The sequence below is a fragment of the Demequina gelatinilytica genome, assembly GCF_000971115.1.
Classification (GTDB): domain Bacteria; phylum Actinomycetota; class Actinomycetes; order Actinomycetales; family Demequinaceae; genus Demequina; species Demequina gelatinilytica.
Genome location: NZ_BBLV01000015.1, coordinates 19,956 through 38,701, shown reverse-complemented (window position 1 = coordinate 38,701; position 18,746 = coordinate 19,956). Strand labels below are relative to the sequence as shown.

Genomic DNA, 18,746 nt, shown 5'->3' with positions numbered 1-18,746 from the left:
GGGGTGACGAGGGTGGCGCCACCTGTTGCCTCGCGCATACGAGGCGCGAGCGTGGGGTGACGAGCGTCGGGGCGCTCGCTCCCTCGTGCGTACGAGGCGCGACCGCGGGCAGCTGCCCGCCGCGGCTCGGTAGCGGATGTCCCCGGCGCTCGCGCCCGCGCAGCCGTCCCCAACGACCCCGGTGCCCGCATCACGTGGCTCCCGCGACAGCGCAGATTGTCCGTGGGCGCCCGGCGGCGGCGTGCGGAGGTGCGCGATGCATGGTGGGCGGGACCGGTGGAGCGAGCTGCTCGACGCGGATGCGGCGGTGCCCGTCGCGTTCCCCTACTTCGTCACCGCCGATGTGGCGCGCGCCATCGACACGCCGCAGCGGTGGCTGCGCCTCGCGGCGGAGGACGGCCTGGTGGTCACCATCGCGAGGGGCAAGCACATCGCCGTCCCCCGCCACGCCGCCTGGGGGTGGTTGCCCGACCCCGTCGAGGCGGCATGGCTCGCGGCCGCCGCGCGGTTCGGACGCGCGCTCCCTCACGTGAGCGCGCTGTCCGCCGCGTATCTCCACAGGGTGGTGCCGAGCCTCGACGGCCAGGTGCACGTCACGGTGCCGTCGCAGACGCGGGATCTCGCGTTCCCCGTGCTCGGCGCGACGGTGCGCTTCCATCAGCGGGACCCCGATGAATGCCGAAGGACGGTGCCGTGGCGCTTCCCGTTCGCGAGCGAGGGAGGCCTCGGGATCGACACCATCGCGGGCGAGCTCTGCGAGCTCCGCGTGACATCGCCGGCGCAGACGGTGCTCGACCTGCTGCACAGCCCCACCCGCGCGGGAGACCGTGGACTGGCCCTCCGCGCGGCGAGCAGGCTCGTGCCTGGCGTCGACCCCCGGGAGCTGCGAGCCCTCGCGTGGCGCCAGCGTCGTCTCGACGCGGTGGAGCGCGCCGGAGGGTTCCGCGAGCCGCGTCGCAGGCCCTAGAGGATCAGCTGCCAGAAGCCGACGTCGATCCAACGGTCGAACTTGAGGCCCGCCTCCGGGATGGTCCCGACATGGCGGAACCCGAGCTTCTCGTGCAGCGCGACCGAGGCGGGATGAGGGAGCGCGATGCCCCCGATCACCGAGTGGACGGGCGCATGCTCCGAGTCGCGCAGCGCGCGCAGCCGCTCGAGGAGCTCCGTGTAGAGCGCCGTGCCCACGCCACCCCGCCGTACGTCCGCGTCCAGGTAGATCGACGCCTCGAGCGTGTGCCGGTACGCGACCCGCTCACGGTACGGGCCGGCATACGCGTAGCCCACCACGCGACCCTCGTCCTCGATCACCAGGTAGGGCAGACCCCTGCCGCGGATCTTCTCGATCCGCGCCCACATCTCGTCGCCCGAAACGGGGTCGATCTCGAAGGTCGCGGTGTCGTGCCGCACATAGTGCGCGTAGATCTCGGCGATGCGCGCGGCATCACGGGCGGGGTCGACGTCTCTGATCACGGCGCCATTATGCGGCCACGGGGAGCGGGGCATCACGCGACACCTCCTCCTCGTAGGCGCGCCGGTCGCGCAGGTAGCGCCAGGACAGCAGCGCGATCACCACGCCCGCGGCACCGGCGCAGGCCGTGACCTGGAAGCCCGCCGAGTAGCCGGCGCGGTCGATGACAGCGCCCGCGAGCCATGCGCCCGCCGCGACGCCAAGGTCCATGCCGGTACGCGTCCACGTCATGCCCTCGGTCAGCCGCGAGCGCGGGACCAGCGCATGCGTGACGCCGTCGCCGACCGCCATGGTCGGCGCGATCGCGAGACCCGTGAGGAACATCAGCAGGCCCAGCACCAGCAGGTTCGGCGCGAGCATGAAGGACACCGCGCCGACGCCGGTGATGGTGACGCCCCACAGCAGACGCGACGCGAGGGTGCGCGCCCACACGCGCGAGCCGTACGCCAGGCCGCCGACGAGCGAGCCGACGGCCCACACGGCGAGCACCAGGCCGGCCTTGTCCTTCTGCCCCAGATCCTCCGCGAACGCGACGGTGGCCGCGTCGACGGACGCGAACATCGCGCCCTGCGTCGCAAAGATCGCCGTCGTGACCACGAGTGCCGGGGTGGTGACCAGCAGATGGCCGCGCAGCGCGCCACGGTAGCGCTTGAGCCTGCGGGGTCGCGGCGGGAGGCCGACGCGCTCGAGCGTGCCGTCGATCACCAGCGCCGTCGAATGCTCGTGCTCGGCCTGGAAGCGACGCGCATCGGCCCGGCGCGCGGGCGGCTCGGTCGCGGTGAGGGACAGGAACGCGTACCCGCCGATGGCGAGCGTCGCCACGGCGATCGCGCTGGGCACCCACGACGCGACCTGGGTGGCCAGGACGGTGGCGAGCGCGGGGCCCGCGATGAACAGGACCTCCTCGAGCGACGACTCGAGCGAGAAGGCGGTGTTGAGGGCGTCCTTGTCGGGGACGATGTGCGTCCAACGGGCTCGCGTGTGCGTCGACTGCGTGCCCCCGGCCGCGAACAGCGGCGTGCACAGCAGCAGCACCCAGAGCGGCTGGTGCGTGAGCGCGGCAGCGATGAGGGCGAGACGCCCGGCGATCGCGATCGCGAAGCCGATCCGCAGCACGCGCGACTGCCCGTAGGCGTCGATGAGCTTGCCCACCTGCGGTGAGATGGCCGCATAGGACAGCGCCGTGGTCGCGAGCACCAGCCCGCCGTACTCGTATCGCCCGTACTCGATCTGTACCAGGAGGAACGTCGCGAGACCGGTGAGCCCCATCTGGATGCGCGCGACCAGGCCCCACGCGGTGAACGCGCGCGCGCCGGGCAGCGCGAGGATGCCTCGATAGGGAGAGAGCATGACGGAACCTCACAAGACCTGAGATCTCGCGCGTCCTCGCGCGGAAGCCACGCCAACTGCGCGACGTGGCCGGCGCATCGTCCCCGGGGCATGGCCGCAGCGGGGACGACGGCTCATCGTCTCACACGGGAACCGTTGCCGCGGACGGGTGCCTTGAGCGGCGAGGGGATCCTGTCGGCGAAGCGCATGAGGATCGAGCCGGCCACCGCGAGCGTGAGGACGTAGGCGGCTGCGAGCGGTCCCAGCAGCGGCTGCGCGCCGGCCGCGACGCCCAGCCCCGCGATGACGATCGAGAACTCGCCGCGAGGGATGAGGGACATCGCCGTGCGCCACTGGCCCTTGGGGCCGATGCCCGCGCGCCGGGCTGCCCACACCCCGGTCCCCGCCTTGGTGACCGCCGTGACCACGGCCAGGATGAGCGCGGGGACGATGACCGGGCCCAGGTCGCGCGGATCGATGCCGATGCCGAAGAACACGAAGAAGATCCCGCCGAACACGTCGCGCAAGGGAGGCATGAGGCCGCGGATCTGGTCGGCGACGTTGCCCGACAGCGTGAGACCCAGGAGGAACGCGCCGACCGCGGCGGAGACCTGCACGGCCTCGGCGAGGCCGGCGACCAGGAACGCGAGGCCCAGCACGCCCAGCAGCAGCAGCTCGCGCGAATGCGAGTGGACCACGGCGGAGACATGCCGGGAGAAGCGCACGGCGAGCAGGAAGGCGACGGCCACGATCGCGATCGCGACGCCTGCGGCGAACGCTCCCTGCAGGAACGTCGCACCGGCGAGCATCACCGCGAGCAGCGGCAGGAACACCGCCATGGCGATGTCCTCCATCACCAGCAGGCTCAGGATCACCGGGGTCTCACGGTTCGCGACGCGGTCGAAGTCGTCGAGGAGCCGCGCGATGATGCCCGAGCTCGAGATGTAGGTGACGCCCGCGAGGATGATCGAGGCCTGGACCGACCATCCGAGCAGCTGCGCGACCACGAAGCCGGGGACAGCGTTGAGCACCAGGTCGACGATCCCCGCCTGCCAGGTGGTCCGCATGCCCACCTTGAGGTCGTCGGGCGAGTACTCCAGGCCCAGCAGCAGCAGGAGCAGCACCACGCCGATCTGCGCGCCGATCGACAGGAACTCCTCACCGGCATCGATCGGGATGAACCCGCCCTCGCCCATGATCAGTCCCGCGAGCAGGTACAGCGGGATCGACGGGATGCCGATGCGGTTGGCGAGGCGTCCGAGCAGTGCGAGGACGATGAAGACGAGCCCCAGCTCGATGAGGACGGTCGAGGTCTCCGCGTGGGCGCTCGCCAGCTCGACTCGCAGTCCCGGCAGGGGAGCGGTCGCGGCGAGCATCGCTCAGCCCGTGAGGATCGCGGCCGCGCGGTCGACGGCCTCGTCGGATCCCATCACCAGGACCACGTCGCCCGGCTCGAAGATGAAGGAGGGCTCGATCCCGGGGATGCCCTGGTCGCCGCGGATCACCGCGACGACGGACGCGGACGTCTCGGTGCGGATGCGCCCCTCGGCGAGCGGTCGGCCGACGAGGCCGCCGGCGGCGGGCATGGTCACCCATTCGATCGCGAGTCCGACGATGGTGTGCCTCAGGTCCTCGAGCCGCGCGATGATGTTGGATCCGCCCAGGAGCTCGGCCATCTTGCCGGCATCGCCTTCGGACAGCTCGACGGTGCCGCGGCACGAGTCGGGGTCGTCGCGGTCGTACAGCGCGATGTCGCGCTTGCCGTCGCGACGCACGACCACGCCGACGTGGTCGCCGCCCTCGGCCGTGAACTCGTAACGGACGCCGACTCCGGGGAGCGGGGTCTCGAAGATGTCCATGGGGCTAACTGTCCCACGTACGAGGGGCAACCGGCTACGTCGGCGGACGGGTCACCCGACCTCGACGCGGTGGACCTCGACCGCGTACTCGTCGTCGTAGGTGTCCTTGTCGGGGTCCAGCTCGAGGCGCCGCGGAGTGCCGTCGGTGCTGCGCTCGAGGACCGCGATGTGAGGATCGCCGGTCATGACGAGGTTGTAATGCTCGATGAGCCCGGTCAGAGTCGGGAACTCCTCGGGAAGGGGGAGGTAGTCGCTCGCGTAGTACTCGGCGATGTCGTCGAGCGGCTCGGCGGACGCGACCTCTCGATCGAGGACCGTGATCCGCCAGGTGCCCGCGGTGGGCCCGAACACGCTGATGGTCGCCTCGTACGTGTAGTCGTCGGGCTCGGACCAGGGTCGGCCCCCGTCAGCGGTCGTCTGCGTCGTCGCTGCCGTCGGCGAGGGCGGGGGCGACGCGGGCACGGACCCTGGCGCAGCGCAGCCGCCTGCCACGAGCACGACCGCTGCGATCCCCGCCCAGCCGCGCCCGCGCATCGTCCCTAGGCCTCGTGCGCGAGGCCCAGCTCGATGAGGCGTTCCCAGGCCATGCGGGCCAGGAACGGGTCGTCGAGCTCGATGTGGGTGAGCGCGGCGTAGAGCTGGTACGCCTGCGCGCGCCAGGCGGTCGCGGTGCTGACCTCGCCGTAGCCCGCGTACAGCTCGTCGCGCATGTCGAGCGGGATCACGGTGGCGGCGCCGCCCAGGTCCGCGGCGGGGTCCCCCGCGCCGAAGCGGTGCCAGATGAGGATCCCCGCGAACTGTCCGCGGTCCGACTGGATCGAGCGGGGCTCGAGCCGTCCGTGCGTCCACGTCTGCGGGATGTCGACGGGGGCGACGGCGCCCACGCGGAACAGCGAGTCGACCGACTCGACGTCGAGCACCCGGTTCTCCGGCGCGCCGCGCAGCGAGGCGAAGACGAGCAGCCGGTCCCACTCGCTCAGCAGGCTCGCGAGCCCGGGCGCGGTCGCGGGGTTGGTCGGCGCGTCGGCGGGCGCCGGGGTGTGGATCTGGCGGATCGCGGCGCCGAGCGAGCGCGCGGAGCTCGCGTGCAGCGGCACGAAGGCCGCGGTCGATGCCGAGACCCACCGCACGAGCGTCCAGTGGTACGGGAAGCCATGCCCCGGGCGGCCCGTGTCGATCGGGGCGCTCACGGGGAAGCTGAAGCGCGGGAGGTGGGGCGCGAGGATGCCCGCCGAACGCGCGAACAGGGGATCGTCGAGCGCGAAGCGCGGGAAAAGGGCGCCGTGATGGTCGCCGATGCGCACCGCGATGTGGTCCTCGTGCGTGTAGCGCCGACCGACCTCCTGGTCTGCCAGGTGGGGGAACTGGTCGTCGATGAGCGCGCGCACCTGATCGTCGTCGACCGTGACCGGCCGGGCGATGCGCGAGCTCGGGAGCATGGGCGCCACCCTAGCGAAGTTCGCAGGTGCGGTGTGAGATCCGCCACAGATCACGCGGGCGCGTGCCGGGAACGTGGCTTTTGCCCGTCTGTTCGCGGTATGGCGCGCGCAGCCCGAGGGTTCAACGCGGCCGGCCCACGGGGAGCGTCAGCGTGAACGATGCGCCCCGACCCGGCCCCTCGGAGGCTGCCGTCACGTCGCCCCCGTGCGCGCGGGCCAGGGACCGTGCGATGGTGAGCCCGATGCCGCGGCCGGAACGCGAGCCCGCGTCCGCGCCGCGGTAGAAGCGCTCGAACACGCGCGCGAGCTCCTCGGGAGCGATCCCCGCGCCCTCATCGATCACGGTGGCGTGCGCCGTCCCGTCCGTCGCCGCGGCACGCACGACGACGCGGCCGCCCTGGTCGCTGTGCGCGAGCGCGTTCCCCAAGAGGTTGACGAGCACCTGGATGATGCGGTCGGCATCCGCGTCCACCGGCACGGGCGCGGGCGCCTCGACATCGAGCGCGACCCCGAGGTGCTCGAACTGCGGGTGCAGCCGATGCGCGGCGTCGGCGGCGAGCCGGGCAAGATCGGTAGGCGCGAGGTCGAGCGCGAGCGTGCTCTCCTCCGCGCGGGACAGCGTCGACAGGTCCTCTGCGAGCCTGCCGAGCCGCGAGGCCTCCGCCGCGACCCGCTCGTACGCCTCGGGTCCGGCCTCGATCACCCCGTCGAGCAGGCCCTCCATGGTGCCGCCGATGGTGGTGAGCGGCGTCCGCATCTCATGCGCGACCTCGTCGATCAGCTGCGCGCGGCGCTCCTCCGCGTCGCCCAGCCGCGCGGCGAGCGCGTTGATGTCCTCCGCGACGGCCGCGAGCTCCGCCTCCGGCGCACGCGGCACCCGGCGCGAGTAGTCGCCCGCGGCGATCGCACGCGTCGCCTCCTGGACCTCGGCGAGCGGGCCCGCGATGCGCCGCGAGACCCAGAGGGCTGCGATCGCGGCGGCGACGATGCCCGCGGCCGCGCCCCAGCCGAGCGCGAGCGGAAGCGCATCGGCGAGCGCCTGCTGAGCCGAGTCGGCGCGCATCATCGCGCCGTGCATCGTCCCCATGCGGCGCTGGTAGGCGACGCCGCCGACGGTGGCGCCGACCACGAGGAGCACCAGCACCCCCGCCGCCGCGACCGCGAGGTGCGACGCGAGCAGCCGGCCGCGCAGGGTGCTCATGAGCCCGCCAGCTTGTAGCCCACCCCGCGCACCGTGAGGATCAGGCGGGGGTCCTCGGCCGGGTCGCCGAGCGCGCGGCGGAGCTTGCGGATGTGCACGTCGACGATGCGCTCGTCGCCGTAGAAGTCCCATCCCCACACACGCTCGATGAGCTGGCGTCGCGTGAACACCCGTCCCGGCGCCGTGGCGAGCGCCCCGAGCAGGTCGAACTCGAGCGCGGTGAGCACCGCGGGCTCGCCGCCGACCGTGACCTCGTGCGCGGCGGCGTCGATCCGGAGCTCCCCGATCACCATGCGCTCGTCCGCGGACGTCGGGTCCCCGCGCCGCAGGATCGCCCGCACGCGCGCGACCACCTCGCGCGGGCTGAAGGGCTTGGTGACGTAGTCGTCGGCGCCGAGCTCGAGGCCCACGATGCGGTCGGCCTCCTCGGCGCGCGCCGTGAGCAGCAGGACCGGTACGGAGGAGGTGCGCCGCACGCGGCGCAGGGTCTCCATCCCGTCGATGCCGGGCAGCCGCACGTCGAGGATCACGAGGTCGATGCGGGAGGCGGCGAGCGCCGCGAGGGCCTGCTCGCCCGAGCCCGCCTCGACCACCTCGAAGCCGTCGCGGCGCAGGTAGCCGCCGACGAGCTCGCGGATGCTCTGCTCGTCGTCGACCACCAGCACGGTGCGGGCTCCCACGCCAGCAATCCTAGGGAGCGGGGACGCCGGTGATCTCGGCGACCTCCGCGGGGTCGAGGACCGTGGCCTCGTAGGCGCCGCCGTCGGCGTCGAGCGCGCGCACGAACGCGGTGAGGTGATGCTCGCTCGCGTGCTCGAGGCGGTCGTACAGCGCGGCGACCGCGTCGGAGTCGACGTCCTGCGCGCGCAGATCCGCGATGTCCGTCTCCTCGACGAGCGCTCCCACGGTCAGCGCGCCGGTCTCGGAGGCGGTTCCTTGGGCGAGGAGGTCGTCGTAGAGCGACTGCAGGTCGGCGTCCTCGTAGACGCCTGCCTCGGCGCCGTCGGTCGGGTCGTCGAGCCCGTAGGACTCCATGAGCCCGGCCACGGCGCTCAGGTGCATGTCCTCGGCGTGGGCGATCATGTCGAACGTGCGCAGGCCCCAGGCGTCCGCGAGCTCGTCGTAGAGGTCGCCCGCCATGCGCTCCTCCTCGGCCATGGCGGCAAGGGACGCGGCATCCGCCTCCGTGGCCTCCGCATCGTCCGCGAGGCCATCCATGAGGCAGCCGCCGTCCCGGTACCCGCCTCGATAGCCGGCGTCGTCGTCGTCCCAGCCGCGCATCATGCCGCCCATGCGCGCTCCGCCCATGCCCATGCCGTAGCCGTCGTCCGGGTCGTCGGCGTCGCCGCTCGACGCGGCCCACGCCGCGCCGGCCGGGATCGCGATGAGCGCGGCGCCCGCGGCGACGGCCCACGCGGTGGTCCTCCAGGTGGTGGTCATCGGGGTCTCCTTCCGTCGATGACCCCAGTCCATCGCGTGCGCATGAAGCGTCGGGAGGCGCGCGCGTGAAGATTCCGTGAAGCTAGGCGGGCGAGCCCGCCTCGGCGGCGGCGGCCGTCGCCCGCTGCGCCCGCCACTCGCGCGCGAGGAGGCCGAACAGCGCATCGTCCGAGACCTCTTCCTCGACCCAGAAGGCCTCACGCTTGATGCCCTCCGGCCGGAAGCCCAGGCGCGTGAGCACCGCGATGGAGCGCTCGTTGTCGGGGTGAGTCGCGGCCTCGATGCGGTGCACGCCCGTGACGTCGACCAGGTGGTCGATGAGCGCGGACGCCGCCTCGGTGGCGTAGCCCTTGCGGCGGGCCCAGCTGTGCAGCGTGTAGCCGATCTCTGCGGTGTGCCCGTGCTCGTGGAGGTACACCGCGACGTCGCCCACCGTGCGGCCGTCCGCGCGGCGTTGGACGTCGAGCTGGAACCAGTGGCCCGGGACGGGGCCCTCGTGGTGCTCGCTCTCCCGGATCACGGCGAGCGCCTTCTCGACCGAGTACGGCACGCGCCAGGCCTGATACATCGCGGTCTCCGGATCGGAGCGGCGCGCGGCGAAATCCTCGGCGTCCTCCTCGGAGAAGGGACGGAGCACGAGTCTTCCGGTTTCGAGCGGAGCGAAGGCCACGGCCACACACTAGCGGTGCATAACCCCGCTATGCCGGGTGCGGCGCGCGCAGAATTAGGCAACATGCCTGTTGCGGATGTGGTCTACACTGACGCAAGGTAGGTGAGCCTCACCTTGCCGAAGGATCCACCGCCCCCCACGAACGGAGCCTCATGGAGACCATCCACGCCGCCACGGTGACCGCGAGCGAGGTGGTCACGCCGCACATGATGCGCGTGCGCCTGATGCTCGACGATCCCACCGCATGGGTCTCCGACGGCACCCCGGACGAGTGCGTGCACCTCGAGGTGGGCGCGGAGACGGACGACGCGGACGGCCACAGCGCCCGCCACTACACGGTGAGCGGGCACGTCGACGGCGGCTTCGAGATGGAGATCTTCATCCACGGCGACGGCCCCGGCGCGACGTGGGCGCGCACCGTGCAGCCGGGCGACCGCACCGAGGTCTCGGACTCGAAGGGCTACTACGGGGTGCCGGATGGCGCGGGCGTGCGGGTGCTCGTCGGCGATGCGACCGCGCTGCCCGCGATCGCGCGCATCCTCGCGGAGGCCGGCCCGGACGAGGTCTTCCACGTGGTGTGCGAGCTGGGCGACATGGCCGATGCGAGGGACCTCCCGACCGCGGCGACGGTGACCGTCGACTGGCGCCTCGGAGGCAACGGCCGCCGCCCGTCGCAGCTCAAGGACGCGCTCCTCGAGCTCACGGACACCCATCTGGACCCCGCCGCCGGCGCCTACATCTGGGTCGCATGCGAGGCCAAGGACTCGCGCGCGATCCGCACCATGCTGCGACGCGAGCTCCGCCTCCCGATCACGCACTTCCGGATCGTCGGCTACTGGCACAAGGACCTCGAGCACGCGATCCGCGTGTGGAACGAGGCCTCCGAGGCGACCAAGGCGGAGTACATGGCGCTGTGGCGCGACGACCGCTCCGATGAGGAGAACTGGGTCGAGCTCGAGCCCTTCCTCCAGAAGATGGGTGCGTAGGCCTCAGCCCGTCAGCACGTCGAGGTCGGCGAGCGCGCGCGTCCCGGCGTCCGCGTACGGCTGCTCGTCGAGCGCGGCGAGCGTCACCGCGTAGGCGAGCGCCTCCGCGCGGATGCGGAGCATCGCGGACTCGTCGAGCGGTGTGACCGCATCGTCGTAGCCGCGCAGCAGGTCGCGCATGCGCGAGGAGCCGACCAGGCACCACGCCTGGCCAAGGTCCGTCGCGGGGTCCGCGACGCCCAGGTCGCCCCAGTCGAGGATGCCGCCCAGGCGTCCCCGGTCGCTCAGCACGTTCGCGCCGTGCAGATCGAGGTGGCACCACGTCTCGAGGGGGCGCCGCTGCGAGGCCCCCAGCTCGAACTGCTCGCGGGCGAGCGCGTCGTCGAGCGCAAGACCGCGCTCGAGGAGGCGGGCGACGCGGTCGTCGAACCGTTCGGCCCGCTCCGCGAGCGTCGTCGACCGGAACGGGTTGCGGGGCGCCTCGGGCGGGGCCGGGGCGTGGAGCGTCGCGAGGGCACGACCGAGCGCGAGGGCGCCGCGTGCCGACAACGGCGCGGCGTAGGCGGGATCGCCGGGGATCCACGGGACCACGGCCCAGGCCCACGGGACCTCGGCGGAGGGGGCGCCGAGCCGCTCCGGCACCGGCGCACGGAAGCCCCACGCGGGCGCGAGGCGCGGCAGCCACACGTGCTCGCGCTCGATCAGCTGCGCGGCGCGCGCGCGCCGCGGGACGCGGACCGCGAGATGCTCGCCCAGACGGATGGTGACGTTGTCCCATCCCTCGTAGACGGGCCCGAGCGGGAGCGACGCGAGATCCGGATGGTCGCGCGCGAGCAGCGCGTGCGCCGTGTCAGGGGTGACGGAGATGTCCGCGGGAGGGGCTGACCACGACGCTGTGCTCATGCGTCGAGGCTACGGGCGCCCTCCCCGAGCCGCCACCGGGCGTCGCCGGTGAGCGCCCAGTCCAGCACCGCCTCCCAGGGCCCATGGCCGTCGTCCGGGTTGAGGTGGCCGGTCCCCGGCAGGACGATGCCGGGCAGCGCCCAGCCGTCCGCCACCTGCCCGAGCGGCTCGGGTCGGTAGGGGTCGACCTCGCGCGCGAGCATCGTCGCCGGCGACCGCCATGCCGGCGCGGCCTGCTCGGCGAAGGCCCAGGCCTCGAGCCCCGGAGGGGGCGGCGTCATGCCGGGAGGGGCGACCAGCAGCACGCGGTCCACGCGCGGTGCGGTGCCCGCGGCCTCGAGGTGGCGCCACAGCACCGTGCCGAGCGAGTGCGCGATCACCACGCGCTCCCCGTCGCCCTCCGCGAGCATCTCGAGCTCCGCGAGCGCGACGTCCCGCCACTGGTCGGGCATGGGCGCGGCCGGTGCGGGTAGCTGCGGGTACTGCACGGGCACGCGGCGCCGCCGCAGCTCCTCCGCGAGCCACCGCATCCAGTGCCCGCGTGGACGAGTGTGCTGGTAGCCATGGAGAAGCAGGACGCGATCGGTCACCCCGGCATGGTCCCACGAGCCCGGTTCAGGCGAACAGCCCCTCCCCGACGAAGCCGCCCTCCTCGCAGCCCGGCGGGATCGCCCACACGCCCGAGCCGATGGGCGTGGTCCACGTGTTGAGCAGGTCCGCCTGCGCGAGCCGCTCCTGCATCGGCATGTACTGCGCCGCGACGTCCCGCTGCCACGAGCCGAACAGCAGGCCCACGTTCGACACGGCGGGACGGCCCTGCGAGTCGAGCGCGCCCTCCTCGACGGGGTCGTCGTAGCTGAAGCCGATGCGCACGATGCCCTGGCCGGGGTCGCTCACATGCGCGCGGGCCGAGTGCGCGGCCGGGTTGATGACGGTGAAGCCGTTCGGTCCGGTCGCGTCGAGGTCGATCGCATCGTGCTCGCCGCCGCCCGTGAGCGGCGCGCCGTCGGACAGCCGGCGTCCCACGGAGGCCTCGCGGCCCTCGCGGCCCACCTCGTCCCAGCCCTCGAGGTCCATCGCGATGCGGCGCAGGACCAGCGACGTGCCGCCGCGCAGCCACGCGGGGGCCTCGTCCCCCGCCCACACCGCACGGTCGAAGGCCTCGTCGCCAGGCTGCGGGGTGGTCGAGCCGTCCACCTGCCCGAAGAGGTTGCGCATCGTGGTGCCGGACGGGTCGGTGCCGTACGCGCGGCGGAATCCGCTCTGGCGCCACCGGAGCGTCGCGAACGAACGCGAGTCCCGCACGATCATGCGCGCGAGATGGGCGATCGAGGTCGGGTCGTCTCCGTGGAGCAGCACCACCGCGTCGCCCCCGGACCAGCGGTCCTCGAGGGCGTCGATCTGAGGGAAGGCGGGGAGCGGGCCGAGCCATGCGGGCGCCGTCGCGCCCGCGCGGACCACGGCCTCGCGTCCCAGCCCGAACGTGGCGGTGAGGCCCGCGGGCCGCGCCGCGAGCTCCGCCTCGAGATCCGCGAGCGCGCCGTGGCCCTGGGTGAGGCGCGCGGCATCGTCCGTGAGCAGCCTCAGCCAGGCCGCGAGGCGGTCCCGGTCGGTCTCGGGGAGCAGGTCGAAGGCCAGGTAGGTGGCGTGCGCGCCCGGGGTGGAGGTGACGCCGGCCTGGCGTGCGCCGTGGAACGGCACGATGCGCGCGCCGTTGATGCCGGACGCGTCGGCCGAGGCGCCGGGCGCGGAGCCCGGGAGGAGCCCGGTGCGCTCGGCGCCCAGCGTGATCGCGACGCCCGCGCCGGCGGCGGCCCCTCCGAGGAGGAGCCGCCGCCGGCTGAGGCCGGTGCGGTCGGCGGGCATCAGCCCTCCGAGGGCTCCATCGAGGAGCCCATGTCCATCGAGCCCTCCTGGTCGTAGTCCTCGTTCGCGCCGTCGAAGTCCTTCGCGGTCGCGGTGAAGGTGACGGTCTCCCCGTCGGACAGCTCGAGCGTGAAGTCGACCTCGTCGCCCGCGACGATCGCCTCGGGGATGCTCATGAGCATGAGGTGGTAGCCGCCGGGCTCGAGCGTGAGCGATCCGCCCGCGGGGACCGTGAGGCCGTCCTGCTCGACCATGGCGCCGTCGACGACGTTGTGGAGCTGGATCTCGGGTGAGGCCGCGGACGTCGCGGACACCACGGTGATGTCCTCGTCGGAGCCGTTGGTGAGCGTGCCGAAGGCCGCGGACATCATGTCCTCGGGCGCGGCGGTCTTGACCCAAGGGTCGGTGATCTCGAGCGTGCCGGCGGCGGATGACGCATCGGAGGCGCAGCCGGCGAGGGAGGCGGCGGCGGCCAGCGTGACGGCGGCGGCGAGGACGCGGGGACGGGTGTTCATGACTCTCCTGTGATGGTGGTGCGCGCGCGTGCAGGGGCACGCGTCGGCGCGGGTGTGCCTGAAGGGGTGCGGGCGCGGCCCGCGGGTGTCGAGGTTCAGGCGGTCACGGGAGGGGCACGTCCCGAGGGGACGGCGAGCGCGAGCGAGAGCGCCGCGAAGGGAGCACGGTGCGCGGGTGCGAGGCGGGCCGCGGGCGTGGGGACGGGGACGGGACCCAGCCGCAGCGTCGCGACCAGGGCGTCGAGCGCGACCGCGACGATGCGCGAGGCGGACGCGAGGATGATGCTCGCGGCGCGGATGCCCACGTAGGTCACCGCGCCGGCGACGGCGTGCGCGAGCGGCATCGCGGCGTGCGCGTGGAGCCCGGTGCCGTCGAGCGTGCCCGCGAGGGCAGCCGCATCGTGCCCCGCATGGCCGACCGCTCCCGAGCCGTCGGCTGCGCCGAGCGAGAACGTGGTGTGGAGCGCGGCCTGGCTCGCGGCGACCACCACGGCGAGCCGCCACCGGCCCAGCGGGCGGCCGGCGAGCTGTGTCGCGACGGCGAACGACGCGCCCAGCGGCGCGAGCACGGCGAGCATCGCGGGCGCGTCCCCGCCCGCGAGCATGTGGAGCGCGAGCGCGGAGAACGTCGACAGCACGGCGGCGCCCGCGGCCCGTCCCAGCCTCGACACTCCCTGGTTCACGCGCACGATTCTCGCACGGGCTGGGACCGAGGTCCCGCCCCGTCGGGGACCTTCCGTGGCGTGGGGGATGATGGTGCGTCATGAGCGAGACGACGCCTCAGGACGCGAAGGAGCGTCCCGACCACCAGCGCTGGAACTACAACATCCACTACATGCAGCCGCTCGTGGCGGACCTGCCCGAGACGGCGCGCACCGCGCTCGACGTCGGCTGCGGCGAGGGCTACCTCGCGCGCAGGCTCGCGGAGCGCGGTCTCGAGGTCACCGCGATCGATGCCGACCCGGTCGCGATCGGTCGGGCGCGGGCGCAGGGGCACACGGTCGAGCTGCTCGACTCGACCGAGGAGGTGCCGCTGACGTCGCCTTCCATCACGTACCGCGTGGGCGACGTGCTCGCCGAGACCCTCGGGACGTACGACGTGGTGAGCGCCTCGGCGGTGCTCCACCACCTCGATCTCGAGGACGGGCTCACGCGCCTGCGCGACCTGGTCGCCCCGGGCGGGCGGCTCATCGTGGTCGGGATGGCGACGCCGAACTGGCCCAAGGACCTGCCGCGCGACGTGTGGGCGACCTTCATCGACAAGTTCCACCGCCTGTTCCGCGGGTACTGGGACCACGGCTGCGAGTGCGTCTGGCCCGCCCCGCACAGCTTCCGCGACGTGCGGAGGGCCGCGGAGCGGCTGCTGCCGGGCGCCGTGTACACGCGCGAGCTGATGTGGCGCTACACGCTGACCTGGGAGGCGCCCTCCGCCTGAGCCGCTGCGAGCGTGTGGGCGATCCGGCGGACGGCCTCCTCGAGGATCGCCGGCGACGTCGCGATGTTCATGCGCGCGTGCCCCGCGCCGCCCGTGCCGAAGTCGGTGCCGATGTTGAGCGCGAGCCGCCCATGCGTCATGAGCGCATGCGACGGGACCTCGCCCAGCATCGTCCCGAAGTCGAGCCAGGTGAGGTAGGTGCCCTCGGGCACCGTGTAGCGCACCGCCGGAGCGTGCTCCTCCAGCAGGTCGCGCACCAGCAGGCGGTTGCGGTCGAGCCCCGCGAGCATGCCCGCGAGCCACTCGCCGCCCTCGCGGTAGGCCGCCGTCTGCGCGATCACGCCCAGATGGGACGGCCCGTGGTGCTTGCCGCGGAGGTAGGTGTCGAAGCCTGTCGACTCGGGGCCGCCGACCAGCAGCGCCGACGGGATCGAGGCGAGGTTCCAGGCCTTCGACGCGGCGTGGAGCGCCATCCCCGTGGGGTCCACGTCGAGGTACGGGGTGAACTCGTGCGGCGCGTACACGATCGGCGCGTGGATCTCGTCGGACACCACCGGCACGCCGTGGCGACGGGACAGCTCCGCGACCCCCTCGAGCTCGGCGCGCGTGTGGACCGAGCCGCCGGGGTTGTGGGGGTTGCACAGGAGGTAGCCGGCGCGGCGGCCGCCCGCGGTCGCCTCCGCCATCGCACGGTCGATCGCCTCGAGGTCGAGCCGCAGGTCGGCGCCCAGGGGCGCCTCGCGGACCACGCGTCCGGCCTGGACCAGGTAGCTGAAGAACGGCGGGTACACCGGGGAGTTGACCAGGATCTCGGAGCCGGGGTCCGTCACCTCGAGCAGGGCGTCGACATAGCCCATGATGACGCTCTGGACCGGCGTGACGCGTGCGGGGTCGAGGCCGTTCCACGTCCAGCGCGCCTTGGCGAAGTCGATGAAGGCCTCGATGTAGGGCCCGGGTGTGGGATAGCCCATGTCGCCGTCCGCGACCGCGCGCTGCAGCGCCTCCTGGATGGGCGGCGCGAGGTCGACGTCCATCTCCGCGACCCACAGCGGGAGGACGTCGGGATCGAAGTGCGTCCACTTGGCGGAGGTCCGCGTGCGCAGTCGCTCGAGCGGGACGATGAAGGGATCCGCGGTCATGGCGCGAGCCTAACCGAGCGCCGTGCGTGCCGACAGGTGCGTCAGGACATCGAGCGGAGCATCGTCTCGAGGCGTTCGAGCGGCTCCCGGAGGCGCGCGAGGCCGCCCAGGTTGAGGTAGGCCGTGCGGTGGTAGTCCGTCGGGAACAGGTGGCTCACCTTCAGCATGGTGCCCACGGTGGCGCCCGCCATCTCGACCCGGATCCACGTGAGGACGTCGGGGAACAGCTCGGAGACGAGCGAGAAGGACACGCGCGCCTCGCGCTCGACCTTGTCGTAGCGGCCGTAGAACGTGAACGAGTTGCCCTCGGGGTCCACCTGGGCCAGGCGCCAATGCCCGCCCGGGGACACGTCCATGTCGACGGACCTGTTCATGTAGCCATGCGGTGCGAACCACTGCTGGATGTAGAGCGGTTCGGTGACCGCGGTCCACACCCGCGCGACGGGGAAGGGGAGCCGGGCCGTCGCGACGAGCACGGCGGGCTCCGCGGGCGCCTCGACAGAGATGTCCATGCCACGCTCCTGAGCTCGACCAGGAATCCGACCCTTCACGTCATCAGCCTGGTAGTCGGGAGCATACCCGTCAAACGGAGCGATTCAGGCGCCCGGCCGGAGGATCCCCTTGCCCATCCTCAGGCCCTTCGCGACCTTGGATCCCTCGCCGCGGCGGGCCTCGACCTCGTCGGCGACCCGTCCGAGCAGCGCGGCCGCCACCGGGATCGCGATCGCCATGAACAGCCATCGTCCGAACCTGCGCCTCATGCCCGCTCCCTTGCCTTCCTCCGCACGTCGTGCCATGTGAGCACCTCCATGCATGCCAACGCTACGGGCCGCGTATCCTTCCCGGCCGGGCGTAGCGTGGCCGCGTGAGCACCTCGCGCGCGACCGTCGACCACCTGCTCGAGCAGCTCGAGCCCCTCCCCGTGCGGGCACGGGCGATGTTCGGCGAGCATGCGCTCTACTGCGACGAGAAGGTGGTCGCGCTGATCTGCGACGACACGGTCTTCCTCAAGCCGACCGCTGCATCCGACGGTCTCGCGGAGGGACCGCCGTATCCGGGCGCGAAGCCCTACCGGATCGCGGACGACGCCGTGATCGCGGATGCCGAGCGGTTCCAGGCGCTCGTGCGGGCCACGGCCGATGCGCTTCCGCCGCCGAAGCCGCGCAGGGCCCGCTGACGGGACCCTGCGCGGGACCTCAGCGGCCGCCGGCGTCCACGGCGGCCGCGAGCTCGGCCTTCCGGGACGCGCGCAGGCTCGTCACGGTGGTGATCGCGAGCACGCCCACGATCACCACGAGCGAGACGAGCGTGGGGATGGTCGGCACGCCGGACCACACGCCGTGCGCCCAGTGCAGGACCAGCTTGACGCCGATGAAGCCGAGGATCACGGACAGCCCGTATCCGAGGTGGACCAGCTTGGACAGCGCGCCCTCGAGCACGAAGTACAGCGCGCGCAGCCCCAGCAGCGCGAAGGCGTTGGTGGCGAAGACCAGGTACGGGTCCGCGGTGATGCCGTAGACGGCGGGCACCGAGTCGACCGCGAACACGATGTCGGTGAAGATGATCGCCGCCATCACGAGCGCGAGCGGGGTGAGCGCGCGGCGGCCGCCCCGGATCACGGTGGCCTTGGTGCCCTCGTACTCGCCGGTCACGGGGAAGAAGCGGCTCAGCAGCTTGACGATGCGCATCTGCTCGGGGTCCACGGACTCGTCCTCGTGGCTGAGCGCGTCGCGGAACACCTTGACCGCGGTCGCGAGCAGGATGGCGCCGAACAGCAGGAACGTCCAGTCGAAGGTCGCGATGAGGCCCGCGCCGAGCGCGATGAAGAGGCCGCGCAGCACGATCGCGCCGGCGACGCCGAACAGCAGCACGCGCTGCTGCAGCATCCGCGGCACCGCGAACGCGCTGAGGATGAGGATGAACACGAAGAGGTTGTCGACGGACAGCGACTTCTCGACGATGTAGCCGGTGTAGTACTTCACCCCCACGTCCGAGCCGTGCGTGGCCCACACCCAGCCGCCGAAGGCGAGCGGGATGGCGATGTAGAAGGCGGTCCACCCGAGCGCCTCCTTGAAGGAGACCTCGTGCGGCTTGCGCGTGACGATGAAGTCGAACACCAGCAGGCCGATGACGGCGGCGATGGTGCCGATCCACAGGCCGGGGGTGGCGATCGAGTGCAGCGCGGTCTCGGAGGTCGAGGCCTCGAGCATGAGCGGGGACATGGGTCTCCTCAGGTACGGCGAAGTCCTGAGGTCTCCTTCGCCGCTGGTGCGGCGCCCGCCCGGGAGGATCCACGAAGATCTCGTACTGACCGGGACGGGGCTTGAGAAGTACTCCCCTCGAGGGTCAAGGGTAGAGGATCGCCTCCCCGATCGCGACACCGCCGCCCCCTCCCCTCTCCGACAGTCGCAACGGAATCGGATCCGACACGCCGGCGTGGCGGCGATGTGAACGTGTCCAGCTCGGCGTGTCGCCGCGGGATCCGTTGTGGGTGTC

At 72.8% G+C, this 18,746-nt stretch carries 23 protein-coding genes; 4 read left to right on the top strand and 19 right to left on the bottom strand.

The window, feature by feature from the left end; all coding sequences use genetic code 11:
* The first annotated feature begins 256 nt into the window (after positions 1 to 256).
* A complete protein-coding gene (locus tag AOM00_RS12190) occupies positions 257 to 967 on the top strand; it encodes a type IV toxin-antitoxin system AbiEi family antitoxin domain-containing protein (RefSeq protein WP_062518046.1) in 711 nt (236 codons plus the stop codon).
* Here AOM00_RS12190 and AOM00_RS12185 read toward each other — a convergent pair.
* From AOM00_RS12185 to AOM00_RS12140, 10 genes are all read right to left on the bottom strand, one after another.
* A complete protein-coding gene (locus AOM00_RS12185; RefSeq protein WP_062518045.1) occupies positions 964 to 1,470 on the bottom strand; it encodes a GNAT family N-acetyltransferase in 507 nt (168 codons plus the stop codon). The two genes, AOM00_RS12190 and AOM00_RS12185, sit on opposite strands and share 4 nt — an antisense overlap.
* A gap of 7 nt (positions 1,471 to 1,477) precedes the next feature.
* Positions 1,478 to 2,818, bottom strand: a complete 1,341-nt coding sequence (locus tag AOM00_RS12180; RefSeq protein ID WP_062518044.1) for an MFS transporter — start codon at positions 2,816 to 2,818, stop codon at positions 1,478 to 1,480.
* A 113-nt stretch (positions 2,819 to 2,931) separates the two neighbouring features.
* A complete protein-coding gene (locus tag AOM00_RS12175; protein WP_062518043.1) occupies positions 2,932 to 4,173 on the bottom strand; it encodes a cation:proton antiporter in 1,242 nt (413 codons plus the stop codon).
* Positions 4,174 to 4,176: 3 nt separating this feature from the next.
* Positions 4,177 to 4,656, bottom strand: coding sequence for a cation:proton antiporter regulatory subunit (locus AOM00_RS12170; RefSeq protein WP_062518042.1), 480 nt, complete (start codon positions 4,654 to 4,656; stop codon positions 4,177 to 4,179).
* Positions 4,657 to 4,707: 51 nt separating this feature from the next.
* A complete protein-coding gene (locus AOM00_RS12165) occupies positions 4,708 to 5,118 on the bottom strand; it encodes a DUF6174 domain-containing protein (protein WP_156159160.1) in 411 nt (136 codons plus the stop codon).
* Positions 5,119 to 5,195: 77 nt separating this feature from the next.
* Positions 5,196 to 6,095, bottom strand: coding sequence for a phosphotransferase (locus AOM00_RS12160; RefSeq protein WP_062518040.1), 900 nt, complete (start codon positions 6,093 to 6,095; stop codon positions 5,196 to 5,198).
* A 121-nt stretch (positions 6,096 to 6,216) separates the two neighbouring features.
* Positions 6,217 to 7,296, bottom strand: coding sequence for a sensor histidine kinase (locus tag AOM00_RS12155; protein WP_062518039.1), 1,080 nt, complete (start codon positions 7,294 to 7,296; stop codon positions 6,217 to 6,219).
* A complete protein-coding gene (locus AOM00_RS12150; RefSeq protein ID WP_062518038.1) occupies positions 7,293 to 7,976 on the bottom strand; it encodes a response regulator in 684 nt (227 codons plus the stop codon). The genes AOM00_RS12155 and AOM00_RS12150 overlap by 4 nt, the downstream gene beginning before the upstream one ends.
* 10 nt (positions 7,977 to 7,986) lie before the next feature.
* Entirely contained in the window at positions 7,987 to 8,736 is a 750-nt protein-coding gene (locus AOM00_RS12145; protein ID WP_062518037.1) for a DUF2202 domain-containing protein, read from the bottom strand.
* Between the two features lie 82 nt (positions 8,737 to 8,818).
* Positions 8,819 to 9,406 (bottom strand): GNAT family N-acetyltransferase, encoded by a 588-nt coding sequence (locus AOM00_RS12140; protein WP_169746852.1) that lies wholly within the window; start codon positions 9,404 to 9,406, stop codon positions 8,819 to 8,821.
* 152 nt (positions 9,407 to 9,558) lie between these two features.
* Here AOM00_RS12140 and AOM00_RS12135 point away from each other — a divergent pair, with 152 nt between their 5' ends.
* Positions 9,559 to 10,392 (top strand): siderophore-interacting protein, encoded by an 834-nt coding sequence (locus tag AOM00_RS12135; RefSeq protein ID WP_062518035.1) that lies wholly within the window; start codon positions 9,559 to 9,561, stop codon positions 10,390 to 10,392.
* 3 nt (positions 10,393 to 10,395) lie between these two features.
* On the opposite strand, the gene AOM00_RS12130 is transcribed toward AOM00_RS12135, so the two are convergent.
* The 5 genes from AOM00_RS12130 to AOM00_RS12110 all read right to left on the bottom strand — a co-directional run bounded on the left by AOM00_RS12130 (position 10,396) and on the right by AOM00_RS12110 (position 14,359).
* Entirely contained in the window at positions 10,396 to 11,295 is a 900-nt protein-coding gene (locus tag AOM00_RS12130; RefSeq protein ID WP_062518034.1) for a phosphotransferase, read from the bottom strand.
* The gene (locus tag AOM00_RS12125; protein WP_082097020.1) at positions 11,292 to 11,885 is read right to left on the bottom strand and encodes an RBBP9/YdeN family alpha/beta hydrolase; all 594 of its coding nucleotides are present in this window, start codon (positions 11,883 to 11,885) and stop codon (positions 11,292 to 11,294) included. The genes AOM00_RS12130 and AOM00_RS12125 overlap by 4 nt, the downstream gene beginning before the upstream one ends.
* A gap of 25 nt (positions 11,886 to 11,910) precedes the next feature.
* Positions 11,911 to 13,161 (bottom strand): Dyp-type peroxidase, encoded by a 1,251-nt coding sequence (locus tag AOM00_RS12120; protein ID WP_062518032.1) that lies wholly within the window; start codon positions 13,159 to 13,161, stop codon positions 11,911 to 11,913.
* On the bottom strand, positions 13,161 to 13,676 hold the full coding sequence (locus tag AOM00_RS12115; RefSeq protein WP_062518031.1) for a copper chaperone PCu(A)C: 516 nt from the start codon (positions 13,674 to 13,676) through the stop codon (positions 13,161 to 13,163). Before AOM00_RS12115 ends, AOM00_RS12120 begins: the two co-directional genes overlap by 1 nt.
* A gap of 95 nt (positions 13,677 to 13,771) precedes the next feature.
* A complete protein-coding gene (locus AOM00_RS12110) occupies positions 13,772 to 14,359 on the bottom strand; it encodes a hypothetical protein (protein WP_062518030.1) in 588 nt (195 codons plus the stop codon).
* An 80-nt stretch (positions 14,360 to 14,439) separates the two neighbouring features.
* On the opposite strand from AOM00_RS12110, the gene AOM00_RS12105 reads away from it, so the two are divergent.
* Complete coding sequence (locus AOM00_RS12105; protein WP_062518029.1) at positions 14,440 to 15,111, top strand: class I SAM-dependent methyltransferase; 672 nt, start codon at positions 14,440 to 14,442, stop codon at positions 15,109 to 15,111.
* On the opposite strand, the gene AOM00_RS12100 is transcribed toward AOM00_RS12105, so the two are convergent.
* The 3 genes from AOM00_RS12100 to AOM00_RS12090 all read right to left on the bottom strand — a co-directional run bounded on the left by AOM00_RS12100 (position 15,078) and on the right by AOM00_RS12090 (position 17,011).
* Positions 15,078 to 16,250, bottom strand: coding sequence for a MalY/PatB family protein (locus tag AOM00_RS12100; protein ID WP_062518028.1), 1,173 nt, complete (start codon positions 16,248 to 16,250; stop codon positions 15,078 to 15,080). The genes AOM00_RS12105 and AOM00_RS12100 overlap by 34 nt on opposite strands.
* 41 nt (positions 16,251 to 16,291) lie before the next feature.
* Entirely contained in the window at positions 16,292 to 16,762 is a 471-nt protein-coding gene (locus AOM00_RS12095; RefSeq protein ID WP_062518027.1) for an SRPBCC family protein, read from the bottom strand.
* 84 nt (positions 16,763 to 16,846) lie between these two features.
* A complete protein-coding gene (locus AOM00_RS12090; protein ID WP_156159159.1) occupies positions 16,847 to 17,011 on the bottom strand; it encodes a hypothetical protein in 165 nt (54 codons plus the stop codon).
* Positions 17,012 to 17,115: 104 nt separating this feature from the next.
* Here AOM00_RS12090 and AOM00_RS12085 point away from each other — a divergent pair, with 104 nt between their 5' ends.
* Positions 17,116 to 17,427, top strand: a complete 312-nt coding sequence (locus tag AOM00_RS12085) for a TfoX/Sxy family protein (protein ID WP_062518025.1) — start codon at positions 17,116 to 17,118, stop codon at positions 17,425 to 17,427.
* Positions 17,428 to 17,446: 19 nt separating this feature from the next.
* Here the strand turns inward: AOM00_RS12085 and AOM00_RS12080 are convergent, their stop codons facing one another.
* Positions 17,447 to 18,472 carry a TerC family protein gene (locus AOM00_RS12080; RefSeq protein WP_228373496.1) on the bottom strand — a complete coding sequence of 342 codons (1,026 nt, stop codon included), beginning with the start codon at positions 18,470 to 18,472 and terminating at the stop codon, positions 17,447 to 17,449.
* Between the last annotated feature and the right edge of the window lie 274 nt (positions 18,473 to 18,746).